This is a genomic window from Bacillus sp. 1NLA3E, from assembly GCF_000242895.2.
Lineage (GTDB): Bacteria > Bacillota > Bacilli > Bacillales > Cytobacillaceae > Bacillus_BU.
This window is the reverse complement of sequence record NC_021171.1, coordinates 2,552,224-2,578,930: the sequence shown is the minus strand read 5'-3', so window position 1 is coordinate 2,578,930 and position 26,707 is coordinate 2,552,224. Positions and strand designations below refer to the sequence as shown.

The 26,707-nt window shown below is 38.1% G+C and carries 24 protein-coding genes; 17 read left to right on the top strand and 7 right to left on the bottom strand.

What is annotated here, in order from left to right; all coding sequences use genetic code 11:
- Positions 1–79: 79 nt before the first annotated feature.
- Positions 80–916: an AEC family transporter gene (locus B1NLA3E_RS12235; protein WP_236619571.1), complete on the bottom strand. Its 837-nt coding sequence runs from the start codon at positions 914–916 to the stop codon at positions 80–82.
- Between the two features lie 361 nt (positions 917–1,277).
- Here B1NLA3E_RS12235 and B1NLA3E_RS12230 point away from each other — a divergent pair, with 361 nt between their 5' ends.
- From B1NLA3E_RS12230 to glnA, 4 genes are all read left to right on the top strand, one after another.
- A complete protein-coding gene (locus B1NLA3E_RS12230; RefSeq protein ID WP_015594145.1) occupies positions 1,278–2,552 on the top strand; it encodes an acetyl-CoA hydrolase/transferase family protein in 1,275 nt (424 codons plus the stop codon).
- 454 nt (positions 2,553–3,006) lie between these two features.
- On the top strand, positions 3,007–5,742 hold the full coding sequence (locus tag B1NLA3E_RS12225) for a PD-(D/E)XK nuclease family protein (protein WP_015594144.1): 2,736 nt from the start codon (positions 3,007–3,009) through the stop codon (positions 5,740–5,742).
- Complete coding sequence (locus B1NLA3E_RS12220) at positions 5,739–9,005, top strand: UvrD-helicase domain-containing protein (RefSeq protein WP_015594143.1); 3,267 nt, start codon at positions 5,739–5,741, stop codon at positions 9,003–9,005. The genes B1NLA3E_RS12225 and B1NLA3E_RS12220 overlap by 4 nt, the downstream gene beginning before the upstream one ends.
- A 361-nt stretch (positions 9,006–9,366) precedes the next feature.
- Positions 9,367–10,722, top strand: a complete 1,356-nt coding sequence (gene glnA / locus B1NLA3E_RS12215) for a type I glutamate--ammonia ligase (RefSeq protein ID WP_015594142.1) — start codon at positions 9,367–9,369, stop codon at positions 10,720–10,722.
- A 461-nt stretch (positions 10,723–11,183) separates the two neighbouring features.
- Here glnA and B1NLA3E_RS12210 read toward each other — a convergent pair whose 3' ends face one another.
- Entirely contained in the window at positions 11,184–12,065 is an 882-nt protein-coding gene (locus B1NLA3E_RS12210) for an IS3 family transposase (RefSeq protein WP_015592685.1), read from the bottom strand.
- On the bottom strand, positions 12,062–12,385 hold the full coding sequence (locus B1NLA3E_RS12205) for a transposase (protein WP_015592686.1): 324 nt from the start codon (positions 12,383–12,385) through the stop codon (positions 12,062–12,064). Before B1NLA3E_RS12205 ends, B1NLA3E_RS12210 begins: the two co-directional genes overlap by 4 nt.
- Positions 12,386–12,577: 192 nt before the next feature.
- Here B1NLA3E_RS12205 and B1NLA3E_RS12200 point away from each other — a divergent pair, with 192 nt between their 5' ends.
- From B1NLA3E_RS12200 to yfcE, 3 genes are all read left to right on the top strand, one after another.
- Positions 12,578–12,772, top strand: a complete 195-nt coding sequence (locus B1NLA3E_RS12200) for a gamma-type small acid-soluble spore protein (RefSeq protein ID WP_015594141.1) — start codon at positions 12,578–12,580, stop codon at positions 12,770–12,772.
- Positions 12,773–13,187: 415 nt separating this feature from the next.
- Positions 13,188–13,928 carry a hypothetical protein gene (locus B1NLA3E_RS12195; protein WP_015594140.1) on the top strand — a complete coding sequence of 247 codons (741 nt, stop codon included), beginning with the start codon at positions 13,188–13,190 and terminating at the stop codon, positions 13,926–13,928.
- Between the two features lie 229 nt (positions 13,929–14,157).
- A complete protein-coding gene (gene yfcE, locus B1NLA3E_RS12190; RefSeq protein ID WP_015594139.1) occupies positions 14,158–14,706 on the top strand; it encodes a phosphodiesterase in 549 nt (182 codons plus the stop codon).
- A gap of 311 nt (positions 14,707–15,017) precedes the next feature.
- On the opposite strand, the gene B1NLA3E_RS12185 is transcribed toward yfcE, so the two are convergent.
- Positions 15,018–15,665, bottom strand: coding sequence for a hypothetical protein (locus B1NLA3E_RS12185; protein ID WP_015594138.1), 648 nt, complete (start codon positions 15,663–15,665; stop codon positions 15,018–15,020).
- Between the two features lie 759 nt (positions 15,666–16,424).
- On the opposite strand from B1NLA3E_RS12185, the gene B1NLA3E_RS12180 reads away from it, so the two are divergent.
- The 8 genes from B1NLA3E_RS12180 to B1NLA3E_RS12145 all read left to right on the top strand — a co-directional run bounded on the left by B1NLA3E_RS12180 (position 16,425) and on the right by B1NLA3E_RS12145 (position 22,480).
- The gene (locus tag B1NLA3E_RS12180; protein ID WP_015594137.1) at positions 16,425–16,823 is read left to right on the top strand and encodes a hypothetical protein; all 399 of its coding nucleotides are present in this window, start codon (positions 16,425–16,427) and stop codon (positions 16,821–16,823) included.
- Positions 16,824–16,931: 108 nt separating this feature from the next.
- Positions 16,932–17,852 carry an Rpn family recombination-promoting nuclease/putative transposase gene (locus B1NLA3E_RS12175; protein ID WP_015594136.1) on the top strand — a complete coding sequence of 307 codons (921 nt, stop codon included), beginning with the start codon at positions 16,932–16,934 and terminating at the stop codon, positions 17,850–17,852.
- Between the two features lie 48 nt (positions 17,853–17,900).
- Complete coding sequence (locus B1NLA3E_RS12170; RefSeq protein WP_015594135.1) at positions 17,901–18,131, top strand: hypothetical protein; 231 nt, start codon at positions 17,901–17,903, stop codon at positions 18,129–18,131.
- Positions 18,132–18,287: 156 nt separating this feature from the next.
- Positions 18,288–18,740 (top strand): DUF6398 domain-containing protein, encoded by a 453-nt coding sequence (locus B1NLA3E_RS12165; RefSeq protein WP_015594134.1) that lies wholly within the window; start codon positions 18,288–18,290, stop codon positions 18,738–18,740.
- Positions 18,741–18,915: 175 nt separating this feature from the next.
- Positions 18,916–19,167 carry a hypothetical protein gene (locus B1NLA3E_RS12160; protein WP_015594133.1) on the top strand — a complete coding sequence of 84 codons (252 nt, stop codon included), beginning with the start codon at positions 18,916–18,918 and terminating at the stop codon, positions 19,165–19,167.
- A 290-nt stretch (positions 19,168–19,457) separates the two neighbouring features.
- On the top strand, positions 19,458–20,372 hold the full coding sequence (locus B1NLA3E_RS12155; protein ID WP_015594132.1) for a VOC family protein: 915 nt from the start codon (positions 19,458–19,460) through the stop codon (positions 20,370–20,372).
- Positions 20,373–20,544: 172 nt separating this feature from the next.
- Positions 20,545–21,138 (top strand): VanZ family protein, encoded by a 594-nt coding sequence (locus B1NLA3E_RS12150; RefSeq protein ID WP_041580494.1) that lies wholly within the window; start codon positions 20,545–20,547, stop codon positions 21,136–21,138.
- A 364-nt stretch (positions 21,139–21,502) separates the two neighbouring features.
- On the top strand, positions 21,503–22,480 hold the full coding sequence (locus B1NLA3E_RS12145; protein WP_015594130.1) for a DUF4145 domain-containing protein: 978 nt from the start codon (positions 21,503–21,505) through the stop codon (positions 22,478–22,480).
- Between the two features lie 242 nt (positions 22,481–22,722).
- Here the strand turns inward: B1NLA3E_RS12145 and B1NLA3E_RS12140 are convergent, their stop codons facing one another.
- The gene (locus B1NLA3E_RS12140; RefSeq protein WP_015594129.1) at positions 22,723–23,640 is read right to left on the bottom strand and encodes a class I SAM-dependent methyltransferase; all 918 of its coding nucleotides are present in this window, start codon (positions 23,638–23,640) and stop codon (positions 22,723–22,725) included.
- 388 nt (positions 23,641–24,028) lie between these two features.
- Between B1NLA3E_RS12140 and arr the strand changes: the two genes are divergently transcribed.
- Positions 24,029–24,445, top strand: coding sequence for an NAD(+)--rifampin ADP-ribosyltransferase (gene arr / locus B1NLA3E_RS12135; protein ID WP_015594128.1), 417 nt, complete (start codon positions 24,029–24,031; stop codon positions 24,443–24,445).
- A gap of 139 nt (positions 24,446–24,584) precedes the next feature.
- Here arr and B1NLA3E_RS12130 read toward each other — a convergent pair whose 3' ends face one another.
- Complete coding sequence (locus B1NLA3E_RS12130; RefSeq protein WP_015594127.1) at positions 24,585–24,749, bottom strand: hypothetical protein; 165 nt, start codon at positions 24,747–24,749, stop codon at positions 24,585–24,587.
- Between the two features lie 308 nt (positions 24,750–25,057).
- Positions 25,058–25,459, bottom strand: a complete 402-nt coding sequence (locus tag B1NLA3E_RS12120; RefSeq protein ID WP_015594126.1) for a hypothetical protein — start codon at positions 25,457–25,459, stop codon at positions 25,058–25,060.
- A 371-nt stretch (positions 25,460–25,830) separates the two neighbouring features.
- Between B1NLA3E_RS12120 and B1NLA3E_RS12115 the strand changes: the two genes are divergently transcribed.
- Positions 25,831–26,538: an AAA domain-containing protein gene (locus B1NLA3E_RS12115; RefSeq protein ID WP_015594125.1), complete on the top strand. Its 708-nt coding sequence runs from the start codon at positions 25,831–25,833 to the stop codon at positions 26,536–26,538.
- Positions 26,539–26,707 lie beyond the last annotated feature (169 nt).

The window sequence follows — 26,707 nt, the reverse complement described above, 5'->3', positions numbered from 1 at the left end:
TTCATTCCACTAATAGTCGATAAGATAAAAAAATCTACTACTTAATGTACCAATGTTCTTGGTAATATCTTCACTTACTTTATCTCAAGAAAAATACAACAATAGCTATACTAAAAAAACTTGCAACTGTTGATACAAAGGTAGTACTCGAGACAAATTGTGGTTTAGCATCAAATTCAATTGCATACATCAAGACAGTGACTGCAGAAGGCATTGCTGCCGTTAGAATTAGTACTGTTTGTAAAAGCGGCTGCAATGGGAAAAGAAGACATATGGCCCACGTAAGAAGTGGAGATAAGATCAGCCGGATAAACGTACCTAACCAAATCGCTTTCCAATCAAAATCTTTAAGAGTTAACTCCGCTAACTGCATCCCTAAAAGAATCATCACAGTTGGAACAGAAGCTTGTCCTACCAAATCGAAAGCCTGAAGGAAACTGTCCGGCATCTGGAAATGAAGGGCTTGAAATAGTAATCCAAGCACCATCGCGTACACACTTGGCATTTTGAGAATATTTTTGAATGACGTACTCGCGCTTTGTTTGCCTCGAGATGCGAGATAAACGCCAAAAATACTCATTAGAATAAGATGAAAAACCATGATTAAAACTGCGAATTCAAAGCCAGGACGACCGAACGCAAACAAAACAATCGGCGCACCATAATTACCGGAATTCATAAACACCGTGACTAACATCATCGAGCTTTCACCCACAGCATCATAACGAAGCATTCGGCTTACGACTCTAGTAATGGCCATGAGAGCAATCATCAGCAGTATAGAAACTGCTGCAGCATACAAAATCTGCACATTTAATTTAATCGTGAAAAAGGTATGAAAGGTTAGAGCTGGTAACATGATGTAAAGGGATATAACGGAAATCGAACGTATACTTACTTGGAATTTCTTTTGCACCAAAAATCCGGAAAGAAAGATGAGAAAGGCAGGGAGTACTATTTCTAGTAAAATCATAAAAAAATAACACCTTCAAACTTTTTTGTATTTTATATACGAAGTATTAAGACCAAAACATTATATCTAAAAAGTATCCTATGGCACAAGGACCAGATTTGTATATATACAAATTAAATGTATAAAAAAGGGAGTGTTAACCACTTTTTTTGCTTAAACGTTTAAAAAGTATTATGTTGAGTAAAAAAGTCGAAATACTAATAAGAATAATTGGTCTACCTTCTTTATTTAACAGATGATAATATAAAAAAAGAAATTGTTAGTAAGTTGAACTAAAAAGAAAAAGCAACAAAGGAGTACGTATATGAACCATCACAAAGAAAAAGAAATTCAAGAAATCTTATCATTAATTCCAAATGATTCCGATATTATTATTCCACTAGGAAATGGAGAGCCTGATCTCATTCTGTCTGCGATTGATGAGAATCCACAACTGTTTTCCTCCTTACGAATTCACCAAATGCTTGAATTAAAAGATAGAAACTATATGAAGGGGCTATATCCTCATATCCATTATACTTCGTATTTTTTGAATACTTTTGCTCGAAAAGCCTACCTGAATGGAACCTGTGACTTAATCCCAAATCATTTTCATCAAATGCCTAAACTATTAGAAAAAACAACAAAGAACCCCATTGTTGTCTGTCAAGCTACACCAATGGATGAAGATGGGTATTTTTCACTTGGGACGGTCGCGGATTATTCTGCTTACTTTATCGGGAAAATCCCTTTTATCTTACAGGTAAATGAACATACACCACGAACGCATGGTCAAAACAAAATCCATATATCTCAAATTTTAGGATATGTTCGTCATAACACCCCATTAGTTGAATTAAAACCTTCAGTAATAACGGATGTAGATATTAAAATAGCTGAACACATAGCTGAACGGATTGATAATGGCGCCACCCTACAAGTAGGAATCGGCGGTATTCCAAATGCTGTTGTTAGTCTCCTGAAGGATCATAAAGACCTTGGTATTCATACAGAAATGTTAACAGATGGAATTAGTGAACTATTCAAAGCAGGTGTTATTACCGGTACAAAGAAAAAAACTCATATTGGAAAAATTGTAACAACCTTTGCATTTGGATCAAAGGAGCTTTATGATTTTATCGACCATAACGAGCATATTGAAATGCTGTCGGTTGATTATGTTAACGACCCTCGTAATATCGCTAAAGAAGACAACATGATTGCAATTAATGCGACAACAGAAATTGATTTCTATGGTCAATGCGCTTCTGAAACAGTTGCTGGAAGGTATTATAGCTCAACAGGTGGTCAGGTAGACTTTGGAACCGGCGTCCAATTTGCTAAAAATGGCAAAGGGTTTATTTGCATGCATTCCACGACAAAGAATGGAACAATTTCAAGAATTAAATCAGTTCTAGCCCCTGGATCAGTGGTTTCTACATCAAAAAACGATGTGGATTATGTAGTAACGGAGTATGGGATCACTCAACTCAAAGGAAAAAGCCTATCACAAAGAACTCAGTCCTTAATTAGCCTCGCACACCCGCAATTTAGAGAAGAACTGTTGTTTGAAGCCAAAAAGAGGGGATTGCTTATTTAGGAAGCACAAGGATTCTTGTGCTTTTTTTGTTTGCATTGAAGGAAGGTAGTCGATGACTACCAAATTGCAGGAGTTGTTATCACTACTATGGGTGTAAGTGATGATGAAGACGGAGTAAGTATAAGACTACCTTAATTCTAAGTTCGAACTGTAAAAAATAAACCATTTTGGTAACAAGGGCTTCGTGTGACTATTTTTGTGCTTGAGACAAGATTTTGTAATAAAATGGATACTTAATAACCTATTAAAATGGTAAAATTTTAGTTAATTCAATCAAAAAGGTGATTCAAAAATGTCGGTAATTCTAGCGAGTATATGAACATGGAATTGGTCCCCAAAATTAGAAGGAGGAGGGAAAGCCTAGTCCCCGGATTTAGTCTATTCATAAGTTATAAAATGCTTCATCACTCTATTAAAAATAGGAATCAATCCTATTAAAAAGGAGGACACGATTTTGAATATTATACTTGGCAACTGGCTCGATTCTGCAACCTATCCAGATGCACTTGGAAATAAGCAAGCGGCAGAAGGTACGGTGGTAACCGGGCTTAACGGCTTAATTGGGATACTGGAAACACAGTTAGGTCTCACATCACCTCAAGCATCCGAAAACTTAAGAATCGCAGAATGGCAGGAATTAATTCGAAGTTTTGATACAGGCGATATGCCATTCTCTAAATCCTTCGAAACCGATTCTTGGAATACAGCTAGGGAATTGCTGAGTCGCCGTGATGAGTTAATCCTATCCGGCTGGGACCCGAATGTTCATGATGGTGGGGGAAAATGGATTGATACGCTTGCCCAATTGGAGCTAGCCAATCAAAACAAAACCGCCGGATTCCCGGATCGTGTTCGAGAATTGTTAGCAGTCCTACAGGAGCAAGCACAAGTACAAATAGCGAAAATCACGATTGTCGATGAAGATGAAAAACTTTGGGACCCATGGTCTATCCAATTAATCAATAGTTTAAAAGAGCAAGGTGTAGAAGTTGTAAAGGGGATTCCCCACTTAGAAAAAGAGCAGGACTCAACATCGGATTTAGCTCAACTCCAAGCCGTTATTAGAGGAGAACGTTCATCGGCTGAAGCCATTGGGGATGGAAGCCTACTTCTGATTCGTTCCGAACAGGAATTGGATGCAGCGGATTTCTTAATCAGCTGGCTACAGAAAAATGGCAACGAAAATACGGTGTTAATTAAAGGGGAGGGGGCGCTGCTCCTTGATGGACTGCTTCACCGTCGAGGTGTTCCAGCCTTAGGAGTAGATGCCGCTTCGAAGTGGCGTGCCGTCCTTCAAGTTTTGCCGCTAACCATCGATACGTATTGGCAGCCATTGAGGGCGGACCGAATGTTGGAATTATTGACGATCCCAACCTCCCCTGTCCCTGGACTAATCCGCTTTAAATTAGCCAATGCCTTAGCCTCCAGCCCGGGAATTGGCGGACCTGAGTGGCTGCGAGCAATTGAGGACGGGATTCGGGCCTATGAGGAATCATGGACCGAAGAAGGGATTGAAGAACAGGAACTGAAAAAGCGCCGCAAAAACATAGATGCGAAGCTCGATTTATGGGTTCGACATGATTATTATGACCCAAATGAAGGAATTCCTTTTGAAAAAATAGCCTATATTTGCCATAAAGTCAGTCTATGGGCTGCAAATAAATATCATATGACCAATGATTTGATGTATGTTCAAGCCTCACAGGTTGCCGATGAAGTAATAGAAGGAATCAAAACACTTGGTGTAAGCACAGTTTCACATCTGCAGGTGGCCCGCATTCTCGATTCGGTTTTAGGAGAAGGGGCAAAATTATTCAATTACTATCAAGAGGCAGCACAGTGGCAGGTAGTCAATCATCCCGGTCAAATTTGGGGCAGTGCTGATACCATCCTTTGGTGGGGATTTCATAAAAACATGGCTGGACCAAGCATCAGAACCTGGACCTCGAAAGAACGCGAATGGCTTAAGGAGCAAGGAGTCAATCTGCTCGATGAAGACGTCCGCCGAAGAAGGGAAGCTGCTTCCTGGCAACGGGCAGCTCGTTTAGCCAATAAAAGACTAATTTTGTTTGCTCCCTCAAAGGTGAAGGGAAAGGAAATACCGATTCACCCGTTATGGGATGAAATTCGTCACGCTGTCGCCAAAGACTATAGCACAGAGAATAAAATAACAATCGACGCAGCTGAACTTCGCAAACAGCCTAGCTTTGCTTTGTTTGGCACTGAATTCGAACGCGAAGCATTGAACATGCGCCATTTACCGGAGCCAATCAGAACCTGGAACGTCCCGGTGAACGTTATTCTCCCTCGACAAGAAGAATCGGCAACAAGCTTCGAGGGCTTAATCGGCTGTCCACTTAAATGGACATTTAAGTATGCAGCAAGAGTAAAGCCGGGAAATATCCTGAGCCTACCAAACGAGTCGATTATGCTTGGAAATTTAGGACATATCATCTTAGAGAAATTGATTACGGAAAAGCCGAATTGGAACGAAGATGAAGTCAAAATTCGCGCTGTGGATTTGTTTGACGAATTAACGCCAATGCTGGCTGCACCTTTATTAGAACCGCAAAACGGCATCCTAAGAAACCAAACTCGGTCCAAATTGCAAAAATCACTGCAACAATTTTTCAAAATATTAAATCGTGAAGGAATTCAGATTCAGCATACCGAGCTGGAATTGCAGAAAAATTGGAGCGATGGAGTGGAGTTCAAAGGTCGCTTAGACCTGGTCGGAGAAACGCAAACGGGTAAAAAGATCTTTTTCGATGCGAAATGGTCCAGAAGACCAATCAACTATAAAAAACGGTTGGAAAATTTATCGATTCAATTATCACTATATCATTGGCTGTTAGCGGACCATGAAGATGAAGAACTGCCTGTTGCATATTTTATGCTACGCAGCGGTGATTTCTTCAGCTTACCGCATGACGATTTTCCGGCTGATTACCATGTCCTTGGTCCGTCGTTAATTGATTCTCATCAAGTCGTGCGAAATGCGGTGGAGGAAATTTGGACACAGCTTTCCAAGGGTACCGTTATTGCATCGGGTGTACCAGCAACACAAACCAGCGATAAAGCTGAGAATGGTGAGGAACTTAGTGTTCAATCCTTTACAGCAGTAATTGATCCACCATGTGCTTTTTGCGAGTATCAAAATCTTTGCGGTGTTAGGAGGGTGGCCCAATGAGCGGCATGTTGAAGATGTTAAGTGCAGGAGCGGGTGCGGGCAAAACCTCCCGACTGTCAGGTGAGATTTTAAAATCAATCCAGAACGGTGTGCCTCCGGAAAATATTGTGGCAACCACTTTTACAACAAAGGCTGCAGATGAACTGATCGAGCGCGTCCGTCTCGAGCTTCTTAAAGCAGGCGATGCCACATCGGCAGCTCGAATTCTAGATGGATATGTTGGAACGATGAATAGCGTTTTTGGTCGACTATTAAGAGAATTCGCCCTCGAACTCGGGCTGTCACCCGTTCAAAAGGTATTAGCAGAATCAGAGGCTTCCAGTCTATTTCATACGGTCGCGGCAGAAGTGAATGATAAATTTTACTTTGACCATCGTCAAGTATTCTCCCGGCTCGGCATAGATGAGCCCGGAGACAATGACTGGCGCAAAACCGTCCTACAGATTATCAAGCTAGCTCGTGAGAATGGTATCAAGCCGGAAGATGTCCAAGCCTGTGCCGATTACTCTTGGGAAATCATGACTGCTTGGCTGCCAGCACCACTTTCCAATCCCGAACAGCTCGAAAAATCATTAAAGTCAGCGTTAGTCGCAGCGAAATCCGTGCTTCCTGGTGGTGATAAGACAAAAGCCACTGAAAAGGTGGTTGAAGCGATCGATGAAGCGCTAAAGGAATGGGAGCGCAACGGCTTCATTACATGGCAGCAGTGGGCTAAACTGACTAAGCTAAAGCCGGGTAAAAAAAGTGAAGATGACGTTTCTCCGATTCATGCGGCGGCTTCGATTCATGACAGTCACCCAAGGCTCCATCAAGATTTGAAAGAGGCAATGTTTGCGTTATTCTATTGTGCAGCAGAGGCAATGGAAACCTATGCCCTTGAAAAAAGCAAACGAGGCTTAATTGACTTTACCGATCAGGAGTCTTTAGCCCTCGGTCTACTTAAGAACCCAGACAATGTGGAGGCGCTACGGGATAGAATTTCCGACGTTTTTGTGGATGAGTTTCAGGATTCAAGCCCATTACAGATTGCTTTAAACATGCAGCTTCGGGAACTGGCTCAACGAGCAACCTGGGTAGGAGACGTGAAACAGGCCATTTATGGATTCAGAGGAACAGATCCTGAGTTGATGCAAACCGCAATGACGAGTATCCCGGATTTGGAAGTAGAAATATTGGACGCTTCTTGGCGTTCACGCGAATCACTTGTCGATTTCGTTAACTCCATTTTCGTTCCGGTTTTTGAAGCAAGAGGGATGTCAGAGGGCAGAATTTCCCTTAATCCACAGCGGAAGGACAAGCCCGAGCAAGCGGTTGCGGTGGAAGCTTGGTCGTACTTGAATTCAAAAAATCAGACTACAGATGCAGCCCATATTGCATTAGGAGTGCAAAAAGTATTATCCCAAAAAGAAAAGTATGTTTTAGTCGATAAAATTTCTCGCGAACCACGTTCATTAAGAGCGGGAGACATTGCGATTTTATGCCGCTCGAACGATGAGTGTGTGAGGGTTGCTGAGGCACTATCTAATCTAGGAATATCTGCCACTGTTGGTGAAAGTGGGTTACTCGCGACACCAGAAGTTGTATTTGCTGTGGCCGCAATGCGCTATTTGGTCGATCAGAAAGATACATTGGCTCTTGCTGAATTAATCCACTTTTCTTCCGAGGACTGGGGAGAAGGACGTTGGTTAACCGATTGGTTAGATCCGGAAAAACGCTCAAAAATGTTAAACACCGAGCGGATGATCCATGATTTGGACAAGGTCCGCGCAAAAATTGTCCAAATGAGCCCGGCTGAAGTATTAGATTTAGCAATTGTTTCGGCTAAAGTAGATGAGGTTGCCCTAAGATGGGGACAAGGAGATCAGCGTTTTGCAAACTTGGATGCGCTTCGTAAGCTAGTGACCATCTACGAGGATAACGCTGGTACGAATGGAACGGCAGCAACGACAAGTGGATTTCTCTTGTTTCTTGGAGAAGTAGAAGGGGACAAGGAATTAAATCTTGTCGCCGAATCCTCCGATGATAATGCGGTTCGAGTTCTAACCTATCACAAGGCAAAAGGATTAGAATGGCCTTTCGTTATTTTAAACTCGTTAGAAAGATCGTCCAAGCGGAAAAAGTTGCCGGTATTTGATCGCGTAACGGCGGTCAGTACGGAAGGATTTAATGTAGAAGACCCGCTTAACGGACGTTGTCTCTATTATTGGCCTTGGCCTTATGGGGCACAATCTAGTAATGTACGCCTGGATGCCTATGTATTGGAGGCACCTGAGCTTCAACAAAGAGAACAACAGCTAATCGATGAAAATCAAAGATTGATGTACGTCGGCATGACTCGGGCAAGGGACTATCTTGTATTCACGGCACGTGATTTTTCAAAAGTGGGCTGGATAGAAGAATTGACTGATGAGGTTGGCAATCCAGTTATTACAACTCTTGGGGTTGCTGATGAAAACCAGGAAGATACTCCTCTTGATAACAAAAACGGAAAAATCTATGTCAAAGGCCAGTCATTTCCTTGTAGGGTGCGGGTGTTATCGATTGAGGAGGAACAAGAGCAGGCAAGCAATCAAGCTGAATCTCCTGAACTTGTTTATGTCGGGAAAACAATCGAAGTTCCACCATTCGTACCGGCACGTTTTAGCCCTAGCGGACAAAAGAATGATCAGATTGCGGATGAAAGGGAAAGTGGTCTTCCAGCTGCAGTTGAAATGGAGACTGATGTTTCAAAAATTCATCGAATCGGAAACCGTCTGCTGTTATCGGGTAATCCAGACATGGCCTTACTCGGTGAAATGATCCACGGCTTCTTAGCTGCCGATAACAACAAAAGGGCAAAAGAAGAGCGCTTGGCAATGGCTCAAGCTATTCAGAAACGATACGATATTAGTGCATTATCGGCTGATGCCATGCTTGACGCCTCTAATCGATTGCAGGAATTTATAACCCAACAGTATCCTGAGCTTCTTGCGCGACATAGTGAATGGCCAATTCATTTGAGTAAAGGCCTGCAAAAGGCTTCAGGCTGGATTGATTTACTGCTGCTAACTCCAAATGGATGGGTGATTATTGACCATAAGTCATTCCCAGGAAAAGAAGCCAACTGGCTTTCACACGCTGCCAGTTACCTACCTCAGCTCCGAATTTATGCTGAGGCATTATCTAAAGCTACTGACCACCCAATCTATGAAGCCTGGATTCATATGCCAGTAGTTGGGGCGATGATTCACTTTGCCGGGGAAGAATTAAAGCACTTGGAATAAGTTGTTTATTCCAATCCTCTGGTTAACCGGATGAAGGCTGAACCGAGAAAATGATTTGTAAATCAAAGCGCTCACATTCATGTGAGCGCTCTATTTTTTTACCCTCACCTTCATTAAGAAGGGGCGTTATTTTTAAAAAAAGTGCTCTGGATTGGAGATAGAGTATAAACTTTGTATTGTTTCGTATATTTATTATATTTATTGTTGTAGAAGGCTTGAATTTACTTAAAAACAGGCAATCAAAGTATTGCATAAATATTCGAAAAAATATATAAAAAAATAGTTGTCAAATCGTGTAGATTTTTATATAATCAAAAACAGATGTAAGAAAATACTACGCGGATATGTGAGGTAATATAACATGACTGAAGCAACTATTTCAAATACGGCAGCAACTTTAGAAAAGATTAAAGAAACAATTAAGCAAAAAAATGTTGAACTACTACACTTGCAATTTGTTGATATTGAAGGGATTTTAAAGCATGTCACAGTAACAGCTGAACAATTTGAAGATGTAGTAGAAGGTAAAATGATGTTTGACGGATCTTCTATTAAAGGTTTTTCACCTATTAATAAATCCGACCTTTACCTGCAGCCTGATTTATCTACTTTTGCTGTTCTTCCTTGGACAGTAGAAGAGGGGTATTCTGAAGCACGTTTCCTATGTTCTGCAACAAATCCGGATGGAACACTATTTGAGGGAGATACAAGAAACGTTTTAAAGAAAACAGTTGAGCGTGCTGCTGATAAAGGCTTCACAATTTCTGTCGGACCTGAGCTAGAATTCTTCCTTTTCAAAAATGATGATAATGGTTATGCAACACAAGAATTAGGCGATAAAGCTGGCTATTTTGAGCCATCACCACACGATCTTGGTGAACGTGTTCGCTTAGAAATTTACCGTGCCTTGAAAGCAATGGGCTTTACAATTGAAGCTTCTCACCACGAGGTAGCAGAAGGCCAACACGAAATCAACTTCAAATATTCTGATGCTCTAACTGCAGCGGACCTTTCAACTACTTACAAATGGGTAGTTAAAACAGTTGCGAAGAAATTCGGTTACCATGCTACATTTATGCCAAAGCCAGTATTTGGAATCAATGGATCTGGTATGCACGTAAATATGTCCTTCTTTAAAGGAAACGAAAATGCATTTTTCGATTCTTCCGATGAGTTACAGTTATCAAAACAAGCCTACCAATTTATTGCAGGTGTTTTAGAAAATGTTAAGAGCTTCGTGGCAGTAACAAATCCACTAGTAAACTCTTACAAGCGTTTAGTTCCTGGCTATGAAGCTCCAGTTTATCTAGCTTGGTCTGCTTCTAACCGTTCAGCACTTATCCGTATTCCAGCAAAAAGAGGACTTGCGACACGTGTAGAATTACGCTGTCCAGATCCATCATCTAACCCTTACTTAACTTTTGCAGTCATTGCTGCAGCAGGTTTAGATGGAATCGAGAAGGAACTAGAAGCACCAACTCCAGTGAATGAAGACATCTTCCACATGACTGAGGAAGAAAGAGCGTTCAAAGGAATTGAAAACCTTCCTGGAAGCTTAGAAGAAGCTGTTAAAGAATTAGAAGCAGGCGAAATTGGTTCTAAAACGCTTGGAGAGCATGTGTACACTGAGTATGTAGCTGCGAAAAAAGCAGAATGGGATAGTTACCGCACTGCAATTTCTTCTTGGGAAATCGAAAACTATCATTCTAAGTTTTAATAAGTATAAAGCGGGCGTTGTTCGCATAGAGGCTGTCGACTTTGTCGGCAGCCTTTTGTTTTTTTTTGAAAAAGAAAAACAAAAGTTAAGCTGGCGGACATTAAATCCCTTATTGATATGATAATGACTAATTTTATTATCCTAGTGGACACCAGGTACTTTATTTTGACTAATATCATGCCGTTTTATCCTAACATTTGCGAATAGCGAATCCTATGTCCGATAAATGACTAAATTCTCAATAATGATCAAAATAACGGAACCAGTGGAGCTCTGTCAAGAAAGTGGACACCTAAATAACGAAACTTAATTAATATAGTGTTGCAGTAGCCTCTTCTTCACTTTTCAAATGATAGATGATTCCGTGAAAGCATCAAGCCAAAACCGCTTGACCCTTTCACGGAATCATCTGGCTAGTCGCTAAGTGAAGAAAAGGCAGCTTACTGCTTTTGATTGGTGTTCTACCCTTTATTAAGCCTTCCCCTGCAGTATTGTTGTGAATACTGCACTGGTGATACATATCCAATTGAACTATGAATTCTTTTACGGTTATAGAAAAATTCAATGTAACGATAAATCTCGGTGTAAGCTTGATCTTTAGTTTGAAATTTTCTACCTCTTAATAATTCTTTTTTAACCAGACTAAAGAAGGATTCTGCACAAGCATTATCATAACAGTTTCCTGTACGACTCATGCTCGCCTCCATTTTATATTCCTCAAGTCTTTCCCGGTAATCCTTAGATGCATACTGAGACCCACGGTCTGAGTGGTGAAGCAAACCTTTTTCTGGATTTCTTAACTTATAAGCGTCTTCTAAAGCATCAAGAACTAATTGAGTTTCCAGATGTCCATAAAGGCGCCAACCTACTATTTCTCGAGTGTACAGGTCAAGTACAGTAGCTAAATATAAGCGTCCTTCCCGACAAGGAATATAAGTGATATCTACTACCCATACCTTGTTTGGTGCTGTTGTAGTGAATTCTTGATTTAATCTATTAGGTGCTACAGGGTATTCATGATTCGAATTTGTTGTACAAACTTTAAATTTCTTGGAAACACAAGATCGTAAACCTAGTTCCTTCATGTAAATACTAACTGTTCTTTCCGTGATATTATATCCTTCTTTTAGTAATAACTTAGTAATTTTCGGACTACCATATACACTGTCGGAATCATTATAATAGTGTACAATACGTTCTTTAATCCGTTCCCTTTGTACTCCTTGTTGACTCGGTTTATGATTTCTCCATTTGAAATAACCGCTCGTGGATACCTCTAACACTTTACACATCTTCACCACCGAGAACTCCGAGCGATGGTCTTCAATGAATTGAAACCTCATGTTCTTGGTCTGCTGAAGATGTGCACCGCCTTTTTTACAATGGCCAATTCTTCTTCTGTGACAGCTAACTTTTTGTCTTTTTCCTTTAATTCACGTTCTTTTTCTTTCAATTCTTGTTCTAGCTTTTTTATTCGTTCTTCAACCGCCAAAGGTTCATATTCAAATTGACGATATTTTGTCATCCAGTCATGTAGGCAGCTAAGCGGAACTTTTAACTCATCCGCAATATCTCTCATAGTCTTTTTTTGTTGTTGTTCTTGTGCAAACTTAACTGTTTCTTTTTTAAATTGTTCACTATAACTCTGACGTTGGTCACCCATGGAAACCCCTCCTGGTAAATATCATTATTGCCACAAATGATTTCCGTTAAAGGGGTGTCCACTTTTTATTCTAGTTCCACAGTGTCCTTAAAGACCGCTATCGTAGTCCGGGAGGTTTCGTACAAAAGAAGGAAATTAATTATAAAGCCCGATTTTGGAGAGAATAGTATGAAACGAAATTAGGGGTGGCTTATGAGCGATAAAATAAATCAAAATCAAACCATTGTAGGAACAAACATTGATGAAGTAAAAAGATTAAATGCACAATCCGGACTTTCTTATAATGAAGCGAAAGAATTACTTGCCAGAACCACAGGAGGGCACGGGACAGAGATGTACAGTAACACTGATGTCGAGGAAGTTAAAAGGAAGAACCAAAAGTTATGAATCGTATCCACTGTTCAAAAAGTTGCAGTGTTTGAACCGTACAGGCTTGAACGTGAAGTGGGCAACCAGCTTTGTACAAGTATTTTATTCTAAAGCAGAGAGGAGCAGTGGAGAGGGTTATACTGCTCCTTATTTTAATTAAAAAATAGAATCCTTACAATTTTGTGAATACAACCATTTGATAAAAATAGATTTGTTATAATAAAATCAATGTTGGAACCCCTGTTTCAAAAAACTTCTGATTTACCTCACTAATCAGCTATTTAAACTCGTTACCTCATTTTCAAACGTACTCTTCTTGAATTTTCCTTGTTTATGGTCCACCCCCAATTCAAAATTCACATCTTAAATGGCACATCTATGTCTTCATGACTTTTAATACAGTTTCTCACTAATTTTGAAAAGGAATGATAGGATGAAAAAACAAAAAGCAACTGAAAATCTGTTCTCAATGGTTCAAACAGACATGAAGGCAAAAAAGTTCCGAAAGGATTATCCTGTTTCTGAAAAATTATCCGAAGAAATGGTAAACGTAGTGTTTCGGGATTTCATGATGTATGCAATAAATCAGTATTATGACGATGAAAACCTTTCAATTCTACAAGAATTTTTAGAAGAACATAGTTTAAAGGTAGATAAAAGGCAGAGTTTGCTCGACAATTTGTTTTGGTGGAAAGTATTATGTTATTCTGGAGGGAATAATCGAAACAGTTGCATAGAGGATTATATTTTTGAAAATTTCTCTCGTTTCAGAAACAGGCCTTTAATAACCTCTTGGCTCAGGGAATGTGATAAGGCAGCCCCTAAATTTTATTTCATTGGTCATCAATTTAATGATCGTTTGTTTGCTGCAGTCGATATTTTGACTGAAAAACCACTTTCTATCATCGTATGTGACCCGAATGCTATTTCACCTAAAAATGGGGAACTTGCAGTTGGGACGCTACTCCCTTTAGGTGGCGACTTATATTTTCCAATCGTTGATTTTTATCATTTCGATTATGAAGCTAGGGAAGCAATGTCCAGTTGCCTTCACTACCACTATTATAAGCATCTGAAAAACTCTACTATGCACGAAGCTTTTCTACACGTACTTTCCGTCATGCTGCAAATAGAAGGGATAATCGCCTCTGAAAGAAATGTAGAACGTAAATGACACAGTTCATGCTTCTTCGATAGCGAATTTAAAAGCCTCTATCCGTTTCATTCTTCATTCCTTCAGCAAAATCTTCCCTGTTAGTAATCCTCAAAAGACAAAAGAATCCCATGACCAGACCGATTAGAAAAAATATAAACCTGTGAACCACTATTGAATCAATATCAAAAAACATTTATGATTGTAGAAAAATTGGGGTACCTAACCACCGATTGCGAGGAATCAACAAATGAAATTAGGGTTTATGAGTGATACACACGGAGGATTTGAAAATTCAGTCCTGGCTCTTGAATTGCTAAAAGATTGTCATCAAATTTGCCATATAGGGGATGTGCTTTATCATGGTCCAAGAAATGATATTCCTGCAACCTATAATCCGAAAAAATTAGTGGAGTTATTAAAGAATCGCACGGATATTATCTATGTGCGAGGAAATTGTGATGCAGATGTTGATGAGATGGTTTTGGAAAAAGACCTTTCAACTAAATCAAGAGTGGTCACCTTTGATAACTACCGGTTTTATCTTGTCCATGGATATGAAGAAACGGAAGAAGATCGAATTCAAAAAGCTAAAGAACTCGGTTGCCAGGTTGTTGTATCAGGACATACACACGTCAAGGTGCTGAAGGAACAAGACGGAGTCATCCTACTTAATCCAGGAAGCACCACTATACCAAAAGATGGCTCTAGTTCCGTTGCACTCTTTGAAAATGGACAAATTGAGCTATGGGATCTCGAAAGTCAGTCTGTAATTAAGGCTTTGAAGTTGACAACGTAGAGGGTAGCAGGTAGGACACGGTACGCCTAGAAAATACATGAATTAAATATAGGAAGGGGACACGTAAGTTCCATTTATACATAAAGTCGCTTTGATATAAATATATCAAGGCGCTTTTGTGCGGACATTGAATCCCTTATTTATATTAAAAATACTATTTTTATGAACTATGCGGACATTGGATCCTTTATTTTGGCTAAAAAGATGTCGTTTTGCATTTTTATGGGCGAATAACGAATCCTATGTCCGCATAACTACTAAAATCCTATATTATGATTAAAATAGCGGAACCAGTGTCCTCAAAAATACCCTTATCTTATTTTGTATGTCCTAATCCGCTCATTACCGCTTGCTACCCAAAGCAGTTCTGAGGTTACTAGCCTATGTAAAATACGTCTCGCATGGCGGTCACTAATCCGTAAGTGAGTAGCAATTTCGAGAGGAGTAAATGGTCGGAGTATCCTGCGTCCAAAACGTATTATCTCTGCCTCAACACAAGATAATTGTGAAGGAGTATCTATAGCGATGAATTTTCCAATGAAAGCAAGTACAAGTTGTTGACATTGCTTTGGTTCATCTACGATAGATAAATATGCAATGGGTAAAATGGTCCATCCCTCAAGGGCTAATAAGGAATGACGCCAGCATAAATCCTTAAACCGTCTAACATCAAGATCTCTTGCGTGAGGTCCATACCCTTGAATTTCAATACAGCCCATACAATCATCGGGCCTATAGGCAAGATCTAAGTAACGATAACCGTTGTTGAAATCTCGGACCTCCCACTCAGGATATAAATAATCAAAATTGCCTACCGCAGGAAACCATATCTTCCGAAGGAATTCAACTGTCCCGTGCCCTAACCCCTTTTCTAGAATTTCGCGTCTCTTATGATTTTTCTCTTCGGAAATTTTTTCTTTAAGCCATTCTTCGTATTTTTGCTCGAATCTTTCTACCATTACAATTCCATCCTTTCCGATTATTAGATGCTAAATTGAATACGAATAAAATACTGGTACAAATGATATATGAATAATTAAATTATGAATGGGTGGGAGGTAAGTTGATTGATATATTGGTAGGTATGGTTAATCTGTATTTGAAAGGGGTGTGGCATGGGGCTTTTTCGGACATAGGTTCCTTTATCTGTCTAATATTAAAGATAAATCAAAGGGAAATGGACATTGAATCCTTTATTCATGAAAAAAACACCAAATTTTACTCCTTTTAAAGCAAATAACGGATTTTATGTCCTTGGAAAAAATAAATAGAGGATTGTGGAGGAAATAAGGAATTCTGTGTCCGCTCACGACAAACGTTTCCGTTTCCGATAGGCTCAACACAAAAAGGGATGGAGATGATTCTTCATATTCCACAAATAGTAGCAATTTCCTGCCATAATTTTTTCATAATAGCAGAGTAGAAATATACTGTTCATATGATTGTAGAAAATATTTAGAATAGAGGAAATTACTGTGAAAATGTAGTGTGATATAATTTTCTCGGAAGGGAGGTAGAAAAATGTCAAAACGGTAATAAATATTTTTGGAATTTAGATTCCTTTCTGTTAAATCTGCGATCTTCCCCATTAATTCATCATTTAAAACCCACTATCATGCCGTCTTATAATAACTTCTTGCTAAAATACTAAAATTTAATAACTTGGATATATGGGAACATTGCCTGTTATATCAAGAGATTAATAAAGGAGATGTATTATGAATACAGTTCTGAGTAAGATTGCTAGAGGCATCAGTGTTTGTTATTCAGAGGTTTTCCCCAATCAAGACACCGATTATTTCGAATTAGATTACAGTGGAAAGTTATTTTTGGTCGCTAACTCATATTGTATGAATCCAGATTGTACATGCAATGAGGCAGTTTTAAATTTTGTTCAAGTTTATCCGAGAGAAAGCAGGAAAGCTGACAGTTTTATGATAAGGTTTAAACTTAACGGCAGGGGATATAAAATTCATGACCAGGGCAAATTCAACAGATGTGAATTGCAGGCCATTGTGAGGCATTTTACTGCCGACGGCACAATTCTAAAATCTTTAAATGAACGATTCAAAGAGATGAAGGAAATAGCAAAAGAAATATTAGTTAAGTGCCAGTAAAGATGGCATGATTATTCGATGGCTAAATTATGAAAGGATAAAAGCATCTATCCGTTAATCCTGATTTTCATTTCTTTCCGCAAAAACTCCCCGAAAGGATGTCCTCAAATGACAACAGAATACATTGATTTAAAAATGGATTTTATGTTTAAGCAATTATTTGGTCAACAAAATCGAAAGCATATTACGATCGCATTTCTGAACGACATTTTAGGAAGAAAAGGTACGGATCGAATTAAAGAATTAACTTTTGAGAATACAGAAAAAATTAAAGACCGTCTGGATGGCAAAACCGTTCGCTTTGATGTAACAGTTTATACGGCAATCGGTGAAAGGATCAATGTCGAAGTGCAAATTAAAGATCAGCAGGATATGCCGGATCGAACACTATATTACTGGTCGCGCATGTTTTCCTCTTCATTAAACTCCGGCGACTCCTATACTCTACTTCCTCCAACCATTTTCATCACAATTGTCAACTATCCGTTATTCCCATCCGAGACAGACCGTTTTCACACAAAATTCCATATTACGGAGGATGAAGAGGGATTTCTATGGTCAGACTTGCTCGAATTCCATTTGATTGACTTAAGCAGTTTCATGGTACAATGGAAAAAATATAGACGAAATTTAAAGGAACAAAACGATCAAGAATTGCCATGGCTTATGATGCTATCGGCAGCAGATGCCAAACGGAAATTGTTACATAGCGAAATATTGGCAGAATTGGAGGAATGGGCGATGAATATCGAAGAAGTAAGGGAAGCGCTGATTGAATGGGAAAACTTAAGCGCGGACAAGAAAAACCGAGCCGAATATGAAGCCCGGTTAAAGGAACTACGTGACCAATTAAGCAATCTCCAAGGATATCATCGGAAGGGAAAAGAAGAGGGATTTAAAGAGGGAATAAAAGAAGGGATAAAAGAAGGAAGAAAAAACATTGCTGGGAACTTGTTAAAGAAAGGCTTTTCTATTTCGGAAATTGCTGAAATGACAGGATTATCGGGTGAAGAAATCCGGAATCTGTAGTGTTTTTCCAAGGAATACTTTTTATTAATTGATAGGTGGTGTTTTTACTTGAGAAAAGTTCATTTTTCTGAAGAACTCATGAAATACATTCAGAGCATGGATCGGGATAACTCCGTTGTTCAGTTCACTATTCCAAGGAAAGGAAGGTGTACTCCTGTTCTTCAAGAAGATGAACATTCAATAAAATCTGACGTTGATGCAAATCCAGAACTCGAAATAATGATAAACGAAAGCCAAAAGCAATATAAGAAAGGATTGGAATGTCCACGTCTGAGCTAATAAAATCACTGACACCTAAGGATTTCGTTTGATGTATCCGAGAAATATTATTTGGCCACCAAAATCATATTCAGTTGGGTATTCTAATTTACATAATGTGGTCTGTCCATTTGGGGGCACCGATTGTTTACCTAAAATATATAAAGGAATGATATCATGACTAACAACAAAGAACAGATTGCAGAAAAGAAAGCACAATTAATTCAATTGGCTACAGCTTTTAGCAAAAATCATTTAAACGAAGAATATGATAGTTTAATCGAAAAATTGATAAGCAAAATGGCTAGAAAAAGAGACGTTCCTTTTATGACGGGAAAAATTGAAATCTGGGCAGCGGCGGTTATTCATGCATTGGGTACGATAAATTTTTTGTTTGATCAAGATAGTCAACCTTATGTGTCAGTTCATGACATTTGTGATTTCTTTGGAACAAAACAAAGTACGACAACACAAAGGTCAAAACAAATTAAAGACATGTTTAAACTTACATATTTTGATAGCGACTTTTCAACCGAGACAAATAATCAAAGTAACCCTATGAAAACCTTAGTTATGGTGAATGGCTTTCTCGTTCCGCAAGATCTTTTGCATAAAATTAAAGGAAAATAGAGCGTAACGAGAGAAACTGGTCATATTGTCTGGCTGGATCTTTATTTTTTAGTATAGTTGGCATTCGATGGCGATATATAGAGTAAAGCTCAATAAAAATATAGGAATTCTAAAGTTTTGAAAGACAATTTAAACTAGTAACAGGAGAATCTCTAATAACAAATTGAGGTGAATTATGGTACCTATTTCAATCGATGAATTTATAAAGAAAATGGCAAAGGATAGCAAGGACTTTAATAAAAAGGATATAAAAGAAAGCATTCTAGCTGCTGCTGAAAGGAAAAAGAATGGTGTAGGCTGTATCCAATGTGGGGAAAACATTTGGGCAATTGGTTCTGGTGTTACAGGGACTGATATGTGCTTTACATGTTCCACAGGAGAAACTGACCACTCTAAAGATTATGAACTTGACATAGTGTGTTATTAAATTAGGGTATGGATACATTAAGTGTCTGTAAGAAATAAAGTAGATTCCCGCAGGATCTTTTAAAAAAACAGGTTCGTTTTAGAAAATTTGATTCACTCATAAATGTTGTTAAATCCAATGTTTATGGGTGTTTTTTAATAATTTTTAGGAAAAGGTAGTTTTGAATATGAAAAATTTTGGCGGGGGAAAGATCTCCCTGAGGTTGAAAGGTTTTATGTTGGAGACCAGGTAACCAATTTTGGTCCCATTGTTGTTTAATGAAAACGATTGAACATAAGGAGGCAATAACTATGTCAAAAACAAACCAAAAAATCGTTCCTCATTTGTGGTATGACAAGGAGGCAATAGAAGCAGCCGAGTTTTACGCTTCCATTTTTCCAGACTCAAAAATTACGGATGTAACCACCATCCACGACACACCATCAGGCGATTCCGAAATAGTCTCTTTTGAGCTATGGGGGCAGAAGTTCAAGGCAATCAGCGCAGGGCCATTGTTCAAAATCAATCCGTCGGTGTCTTTCACTGTTAATTTTGACCCATCAAGAGAAAAAGACGCGAGAGAAAAAATAGATGAGGTTTGGAACAAATTGTCCGAAGGTGGTACAGCGTTAATGCCGCTTGATCAGTATCCGTTCAGTGAGAGGTTTGGCTGGATTCAAGATAAGTTTGGTTTGTCGTGGCAGTTAATCCTTACCAATCCAGAAGGTGAAGAGCGACCTGCAATCGTGCCATCGCTTTTGTTTGTCGGTGATCAATGCGGTAAAGCGGAAGAGGCGATGAATCTTTATTTATCGATATTTAAGAACTCAAAGCAGGGTCTTATCGCCCGCTACCCCAAAGGAATGGAGCCTGACAAAGAAGGAACCATCATGTTTTCAGATTTCACCTTAGAAAATCAGTGGTTTACCGCGATGGATAGCGCGCATGAGCATCAATTTAATTTTAACGAGGCCATTTCATTTATGGTTTACTGCGACACACAAGATGAGATTGATAACGTTTGGGAAAAGCTATCTGCCGTTCCTGAAGCCGAGCAATGCGGCTGGCTGAAAGATCAGTATGGCGTATCCTGGCAGATTGTGCCAAGTGAGATGGACGAGATGATGAGTAAGGGCACTCCTGAGCAACTTGCGCGCATAACGAAAGCATTTCTAAAAATGAAGAAATTTGATCTTGCCGAATTACAGAAAGCATTCAAGGGATAATGGGATAGATAAGTAAGTCTTTTAACAAACGGTGCCACAATGTACAAAAGAAACTCTTCAATAGTCGCTGTGGCACCTCTTTTATTTTCATCCTCTTGTAAAACAAATCTATGAAAACACTCTGGGATTAACCGTCATGGATAAAATTTTTAAAACGGAACATAGGAGAAACATGAATAAAAACATAAAACATAGTTTACTATATTCTCAAATTGTATTTATCATTCTTTTACCGGTATGGATTGAATTAACAAAATACCTACATCCGATTGTCGTAGGAGTTGTTTGGTTTTGTGTTTATTTTCTCGTTTTATTTGGTGTATTTTGGGCGAAAAATGAAAAAATTAGATTGTCGAAAAATATCTTCCATGGTTTAACAATTTTTTATTCCATAGGATTGCTTATTTTGCTATTTTTCAGACCCAATGGCCAAAGTCACAGAACCATTAATCTTATTCCTTTCGATACCATCTTTTTTTATCTGACTGGAAATGTTGATTATTTAATTGCACTTTATAATTTAGGTGCAAATATTGGTTTATTCATACCATTTGGGTTGTATTATCGATATACAAAGAAGACGCCTGGTATGAAACAATTGCTTTTAATCTCCATGTGTACCATCAGCACGATTGAATGGTTACAATACTTTACAAAAAGAGGAAGTTTAGATATTGATGATCTAATCCTAAACGTCTTAGGTGTGTGTATTGGGTATTTGTTCTATCCGTTTTTTCAAAAGGTCTTGGTTGTTAAGGAACCCTAGGTAACTGTTTTGCGTGGTTTAGTGATGGGTGAGCTAGTTTAGTTTTACTGGTCTCGAACCTTCCCCTTATGTAGAATCCCTTAAAATAATATAGTCCCCGTGTTTCCAAAGGCCAAACCATTGGTGGTAATAATTAGGGAAACACAAGATCCCCTAGTTTACAAAGTTAGTTCTTAGCACTGTCCTTTTGGTTAAGTGCTTTTTTTATGCTGGGTGGGACAATCCCTCAGTCCTTATTTGATAGAAAGAGAAAAAGGCTTATTTATCACTTAACCACCAATTGCATTTAGGGGTGCCTATTCTCATATAAGAAAAAAGTGATAAACTAATAGGTAGTTTTAGGAAAAAAGGAAGTGGTAAGAGAATGAAATCTAGTATATTTAATTTTCTTGGAGAGTTTTCTAGTACATTAGAAGAGTTAGCATTACGGATTGAGGCACTTTTATGGGAGCAACCACAAGCAGCTATGACTCAAGCGCGCTTGTTTGGTGAAACGCTAGTATCAATGATTTTTGAGCAAGAAAATATGAGTGAAGTGTATCCATTGAAACAGGTGGAAAAGATAAATAGATTGTTTAAAAACGACGTAATTCATGATGAAATTTATAAAAAATTAGAATACATAAGAAAAAACGGAAACATTGCGTCTCATCAAGTTACAGAGATTGATCAAGAAGTTGCAAAACAAGCACACCGGGCACTTTTTGAACTTAGTGTATGGTATGCCGAAGTCTATGTTAGTTATACATTTACTGCTCCCACATACCAGTTACCTTCTCGAAATAATCAAGATCATAATAATTTGAAACAATGGATGGATGATTATATCAAACAGACTCAACAAAGACTTGCTGAAATAGAAGGACAACTGGAGCAGTTAAAGCAAGAAAAACAACAACATTCAGTCGTTAAAGAGAAGAAAGGATCCAAAGTTCCCAAAGATCTTAATTCAGTTAGGTCCACTGAGCGAAGTGTGCCTTTAGAAAGATTTCAATCATCATTTGAAAAAATAAATTTTAAAATGAGAAATCTAACAAAAAAAGCTGCTGAATTTGAACATGAGGAGTATAAAGAATTTGTCTATCTATTAGATAGAGCAACTCCAACAGTAGCTATTCATCCTTCACTGGTTGAGCAAACGAAAATGTTAGTGGAGGTGCCAAACAAACAGGTTAAAAGTACGGCTTTAAGACGTTTCCCTAAAAAAGAAGAGGAAGGCAAATTTAAGTCGAATTTTGGATATACTTATACGTTTCAAACCAAGAGTGAACTAGAAGTTTTACTGGTAAGAGTAGTAGACGCTATAAAGTCTAGAAGTATTTATATAGGTGAAAACGGGTGAGATCTTATTGATAGAAATTGAATTTACGAGATTTCCAAGGAAGAAGCGGAAGTTACATGATCTGGTTCTATTTTTGGTTTAGGGCCGGTACAATCCAACCACCTGAAAGGACAGATGGGGAATTTTCGGAATCGATTGGAACTTGATGCTTTAAGTGATTAATAATCGTATGGACAACAATTTTAATAGTCTCAAGGTACAGGCATCATCCAATTTTCTGGATGATGCCTGTCACCTTTTTTTTATTTTTTAACAGCGTGAATATAATGAATCGTTTCGAATGCAGATAAGTAATCTGTTCTATTTTGAAAGAATTGATTGTTAATGGTAAGTGGTGACAAATGTTCGTAAATGAGTAAACCTGCATTTTCCAACATTTTCTCAAGTTCATGATAAGTAAAACAAGACTTCATTGGCTCACCGCTAGCAGCGGCCATTTGAACCATATTTTGAACCCGATTAGATATGCCTTTCTCTTCAAATAGTTTTTCGTCTGCATAATCAAAAACAATAGAACTTCCTTCTGGAACTTTGGAAAATAATTTATTAATCAAGATAGCATTTTCTTCTTTTGTTAAATAATAAGAAACACCTAAAAAACTAAAGAAAGTTTTTTTGTTAGGCATAAAACCTTCCTCAACGAGATTTTGGATAGAAAATTCTTCAGTGAAATCCATTGAAACAAAATGAAGATGGTCGGGAATTTGATAGTTTGTATCTTTCAATCTAGTCTTTTTAAATGCTTGTGTTGCAGGATGATCCACTTCAAATATTTCTAACCTGTCGGATAATTCTGGATGGCGGAAACAAAATGTATCTAATCCGGCTCCAAGAATGACGTACTGTTTCACGCCTAGCATAACTTCATTAAGTAATACTTTTTCGCAATAGGCAGCCCGTGCTAGGGGAGTAGGTGAAAGTTGGACCTGTGTAATCCATTTTAAAATTTCATCTGGATCGTCTTTAAACCTTTGAGAAATCTCTTTGTTAAAAAACGGTATACCTTGAATCATGTTCTTACTGATATCAGAAAACTCATTTTCGGTAATTAAATCATTTGCAATAAAATCATTAAAAATTTTGGGTATGTCATATTTACTGTGGTATGCTCTACCAAAGGCTGATATTAAGGAAGTTAAACTCGATTCACTTTTCTTCATACTTTAATCCTCCCTTATAACAAAAATAAGATTCCCCTGGCCAGGAGAACCTTATTATACATACAAATATTAAAGTTGTAAATTATAGCATAAATAAATTTTCTTGTCAAGTTTTAAGTTATTGTAGTTCATTGCAGAATATTAAATGAATTTTGCTGTGGAGGTCTATTCACAAATGATTTTATTACACTATGGATTTGTATCCTTGGGTATGTGCAGTTTACGTTGAGGAGGAATATAGAGGAAATGGTAATGGATCTTTAAAAATGTTGATGTGAAGTTTTAGGTTAGCGGACATTCCTGCTTTTGCTCCATTTATAGACTACTCTGTCTAAAAATTAACATACTAGACTGTTGTATATTTCTAAAAACATGAGAGGTGTATCGTATGAATGACAAAAAAGATGTCTTAGATAATGGTCCTTTTCTTCATGGTACTAAAGCTGAACTTAAAATTGGGGATTTATTAGAACCACAATACTTATCAAATTACCAAGAAAAAAAATCTAACTATATATATTTTACTGCAACATTGAATGCTGCTAAATGGGGTGCAGAATTAGCAAGATCTACAGCAAAAGAAAGAATTTATATTGTAGAGCCAATGGGTGATTTTGAAAATGATCCGAACTTAACTGACAAAAGATTTCCTGGAAACCCAACACGTTCTTATAGGTCTAAATCTCCTTTGAAAATAGTAGCCGAATTAAGTTCATGGGAAAGACATTCCGACGAAGAAATAAATCATATGCTTGCATCTTTAAAAAAGTTAAGTGAAGAAGGAAAAAATGTAATATACGATTAATCCTTAAAATCGGGTTTTAGTAAACGGTTTGAAAATGGGGAATGGAATCAAACTCATGAACCAATCCAATGAGTAACACGGAACTCATAGGTAGGAGGGGGGTATTAACCCCCAATCACTCACACCAAGTTGTTTCCTTTTACCCTAGCGGTTCTTCCCCAAACCTTTCCCATAACACAGGAAATAGGTCTTCCAAATCATCCTCATCCCAATCAAATTCAATATCCGTTTTATAATGAAGTCCTTTCTTTTCAAGGGCTTCTAAAAACTCATTATGTATATCGTCATCCCATTTCAAGATCACCAGTCTTTATAAGCGTATAGGCATCAAACCCAACCGAAAGCAATTCCTCATTTTTGGGGTCTATAGATTGGATGCAGAAGTGGTTAAACAGTTCCGAAGTTCAAAAGTAAAGTTGATATCGATTGAAGAATTACCAGCTGGTTGGCTAGGGGAAAATTATGTATTGTATAGGGGGTACTTGGATTCCAAAGGGGAATATCTTTTATATATTTATAATGCGTTTCACTACTTTGGTTGTAACGTTACAGTTTTTTGGGACAAAAGAAAAAGCACTCAATAAACAGAGTGCCTTGTCCTGCAAATATTTTTTATCTAAGTAAATCACTTATTGAAGATTCAAATGTTTCCCTTAAAAATGAATCTAATACACTTTCATCAAAAACTTTATCATCTGGCCCCATAAAACTGTATGTGTTTTCGTTGAAATAAAATTCATGCCCATATCCAGAACGAATATTTTCTATTTCAATTTTTTTATTTGTGAATTTTACTTCCAATCTATAATTAAACAGTCGAACCTTGCAAAAGTAATCTTCGGTTTCTATTTCGAAATTTTTTTCAGCAACTTCCAATACATCCCTCAAACTATATTCTAAATCAAGAAAGTAATTTCTAATCATTATAAACGTTTCGTCTAACGTCCTACTGATAGTTAATTCTTTCTTAAAAACCTCGTGGACTTTCGGAATAAATTCGTCTTTAAAACTCATCACATCATCTCCTTTTCCTCAATATTTTTGACATTAGTAGATATTCTTCTTGCCTCTTCACTAATATGTGGCAGTTGTACTTCATTTACACATCAAAATAAAAAAATTAAGCTAATTTATCAATTTTCGATTTTTTACCCTGTAGCGTTACAGTTTGTTTTGGGGAAATAAAAAAGCACCGCGTGGGTGCTTAATTCACTTTTCCTTATTTCATTTTTAATTCTTCTAATTCTTTTGTACGTTTCATCTTGAAATGCCGGAACCGAGCCTGCGTTTTGTGCTAATGTTGAAAATAAGCACAGTATTTCCTACCCTTGTAATTCACATTAACCGGGGAATAATCGGAAGAATTCGGCGCCGTTTATAATCAAATGATGTCAAGGGATCTCGATGAACGAGTGTTTGTAAAGAATATCGAGAATGTCCAAGGGGACGAAAGAGATATTATCCTTTTCTCGATTGGATATGCACCAAATGAAGAAGGTCGGATTTTTAACCGCTTTGGAATGCTCAATCAAAAAGGCGGCGAAAATCGCTTGAATGTCGCGATCACAAGAGCGAAAGAGGAAATCATCGTCATCACAAGCATCGAGCCCGATGAACTGAACGTTGCGAGCACCTCGCAATTAGGACCAAAATTATTAAAATCATACTTAAAATACGTCAAGGCAGTCGCCCATACTCAGAGGGAGCAAATCAGTGCTGTGATTCAAGAAATCAATGAAAATGTCAATACCCAAGTTCAGACAAAAGAATTGCATTTTGACTCCCCGTTTGAAGAGCAGGTCTACAGAGGATTAAGGAATCTTGATTACGAGGTCACGACACAAGTGGGCATGTCCGGCTACCGAATTGATTTAGCCATCGTTCATCCAGAGGAAACCTCAAGGTATATCCTAGGCATCGAGTGTGACGGCGCCATGTACCATAGCTCCGCAAATGCCAAAGAAAGAGACGTCTATCGCCAGAAGTTCCTCGAAAACAGAGGATGGGTGATTGAACGAATTTGGAGTCGAAACTGGTGGAGGAACCCTTCTGCTGAACTTGAAAGAATCGACCAGAAGGTAAAAGAGAATTAGTTTAGGCAGTCTGGACGGTGGACCCAGGCTGTTTTCGTTTTACCTATGGTATGATTACCGTGAGCATTGTTATAACACATAAACTTAAACAAACCAGATGAAGAATTTAAAACGATAGTTGAAAAACATTCAGATATTCTCTCATCATCTTCGAACCCTTGCAGTGGGG

Excerpts from the sequence above, each read along its gene's own strand:
- B1NLA3E_RS12165 (WP_015594134.1), top strand. The coding sequence starts at position 18,288 with ATGACTAACAACAAAGAACAGATTGCAGAAAAGAAAGCACAATTAATT.
- yfcE (WP_015594139.1), top strand. The coding sequence starts at position 14,158 with ATGAAATTAGGGTTTATGAGTGATACACACGGAGGATTTGAAAATTCA.
- B1NLA3E_RS12180 (WP_015594137.1), top strand. The coding sequence starts at position 16,425 with ATGAATACAGTTCTGAGTAAGATTGCTAGAGGCATCAGTGTTTGTTAT.
- B1NLA3E_RS12155 (WP_015594132.1), top strand. The coding sequence starts at position 19,458 with ATGTCAAAAACAAACCAAAAAATCGTTCCTCATTTGTGGTATGACAAG.
- B1NLA3E_RS12175 (WP_015594136.1), top strand. The coding sequence starts at position 16,932 with ATGACAACAGAATACATTGATTTAAAAATGGATTTTATGTTTAAGCAA.
- B1NLA3E_RS12205 (WP_015592686.1), bottom strand. The coding sequence starts at position 12,385 with ATGGGTGACCAACGTCAGAGTTATAGTGAACAATTTAAAAAAGAAACA.
- B1NLA3E_RS12145 (WP_015594130.1), top strand. The coding sequence starts at position 21,503 with ATGAAATCTAGTATATTTAATTTTCTTGGAGAGTTTTCTAGTACATTA.
- B1NLA3E_RS12220 (WP_015594143.1), top strand. The coding sequence starts at position 5,739 with ATGAGCGGCATGTTGAAGATGTTAAGTGCAGGAGCGGGTGCGGGCAAA.
- B1NLA3E_RS12115 (WP_015594125.1), top strand. The coding sequence starts at position 25,831 with ATGATGTCAAGGGATCTCGATGAACGAGTGTTTGTAAAGAATATCGAG.
- B1NLA3E_RS12210 (WP_015592685.1), bottom strand. The coding sequence starts at position 12,065 with ATGAGGTTTCAATTCATTGAAGACCATCGCTCGGAGTTCTCGGTGGTG.
- arr (WP_015594128.1), top strand. The coding sequence starts at position 24,029 with ATGAATGACAAAAAAGATGTCTTAGATAATGGTCCTTTTCTTCATGGT.
- B1NLA3E_RS12185 (WP_015594138.1), bottom strand. The coding sequence starts at position 15,665 with ATGGTAGAAAGATTCGAGCAAAAATACGAAGAATGGCTTAAAGAAAAA.
- B1NLA3E_RS12160 (WP_015594133.1), top strand. The coding sequence starts at position 18,916 with ATGGTACCTATTTCAATCGATGAATTTATAAAGAAAATGGCAAAGGAT.
- glnA (WP_015594142.1), top strand. The coding sequence starts at position 9,367 with ATGACTGAAGCAACTATTTCAAATACGGCAGCAACTTTAGAAAAGATT.
- B1NLA3E_RS12150 (WP_041580494.1), top strand. The coding sequence starts at position 20,545 with ATGAATAAAAACATAAAACATAGTTTACTATATTCTCAAATTGTATTT.
- B1NLA3E_RS12200 (WP_015594141.1), top strand. The coding sequence starts at position 12,578 with ATGAGCGATAAAATAAATCAAAATCAAACCATTGTAGGAACAAACATT.
- B1NLA3E_RS12230 (WP_015594145.1), top strand. The coding sequence starts at position 1,278 with ATGAACCATCACAAAGAAAAAGAAATTCAAGAAATCTTATCATTAATT.
- B1NLA3E_RS12140 (WP_015594129.1), bottom strand. The coding sequence starts at position 23,640 with ATGAAGAAAAGTGAATCGAGTTTAACTTCCTTAATATCAGCCTTTGGT.
- B1NLA3E_RS12120 (WP_015594126.1), bottom strand. The coding sequence starts at position 25,459 with ATGAGTTTTAAAGACGAATTTATTCCGAAAGTCCACGAGGTTTTTAAG.
- B1NLA3E_RS12195 (WP_015594140.1), top strand. The coding sequence starts at position 13,188 with ATGAAAAAACAAAAAGCAACTGAAAATCTGTTCTCAATGGTTCAAACA.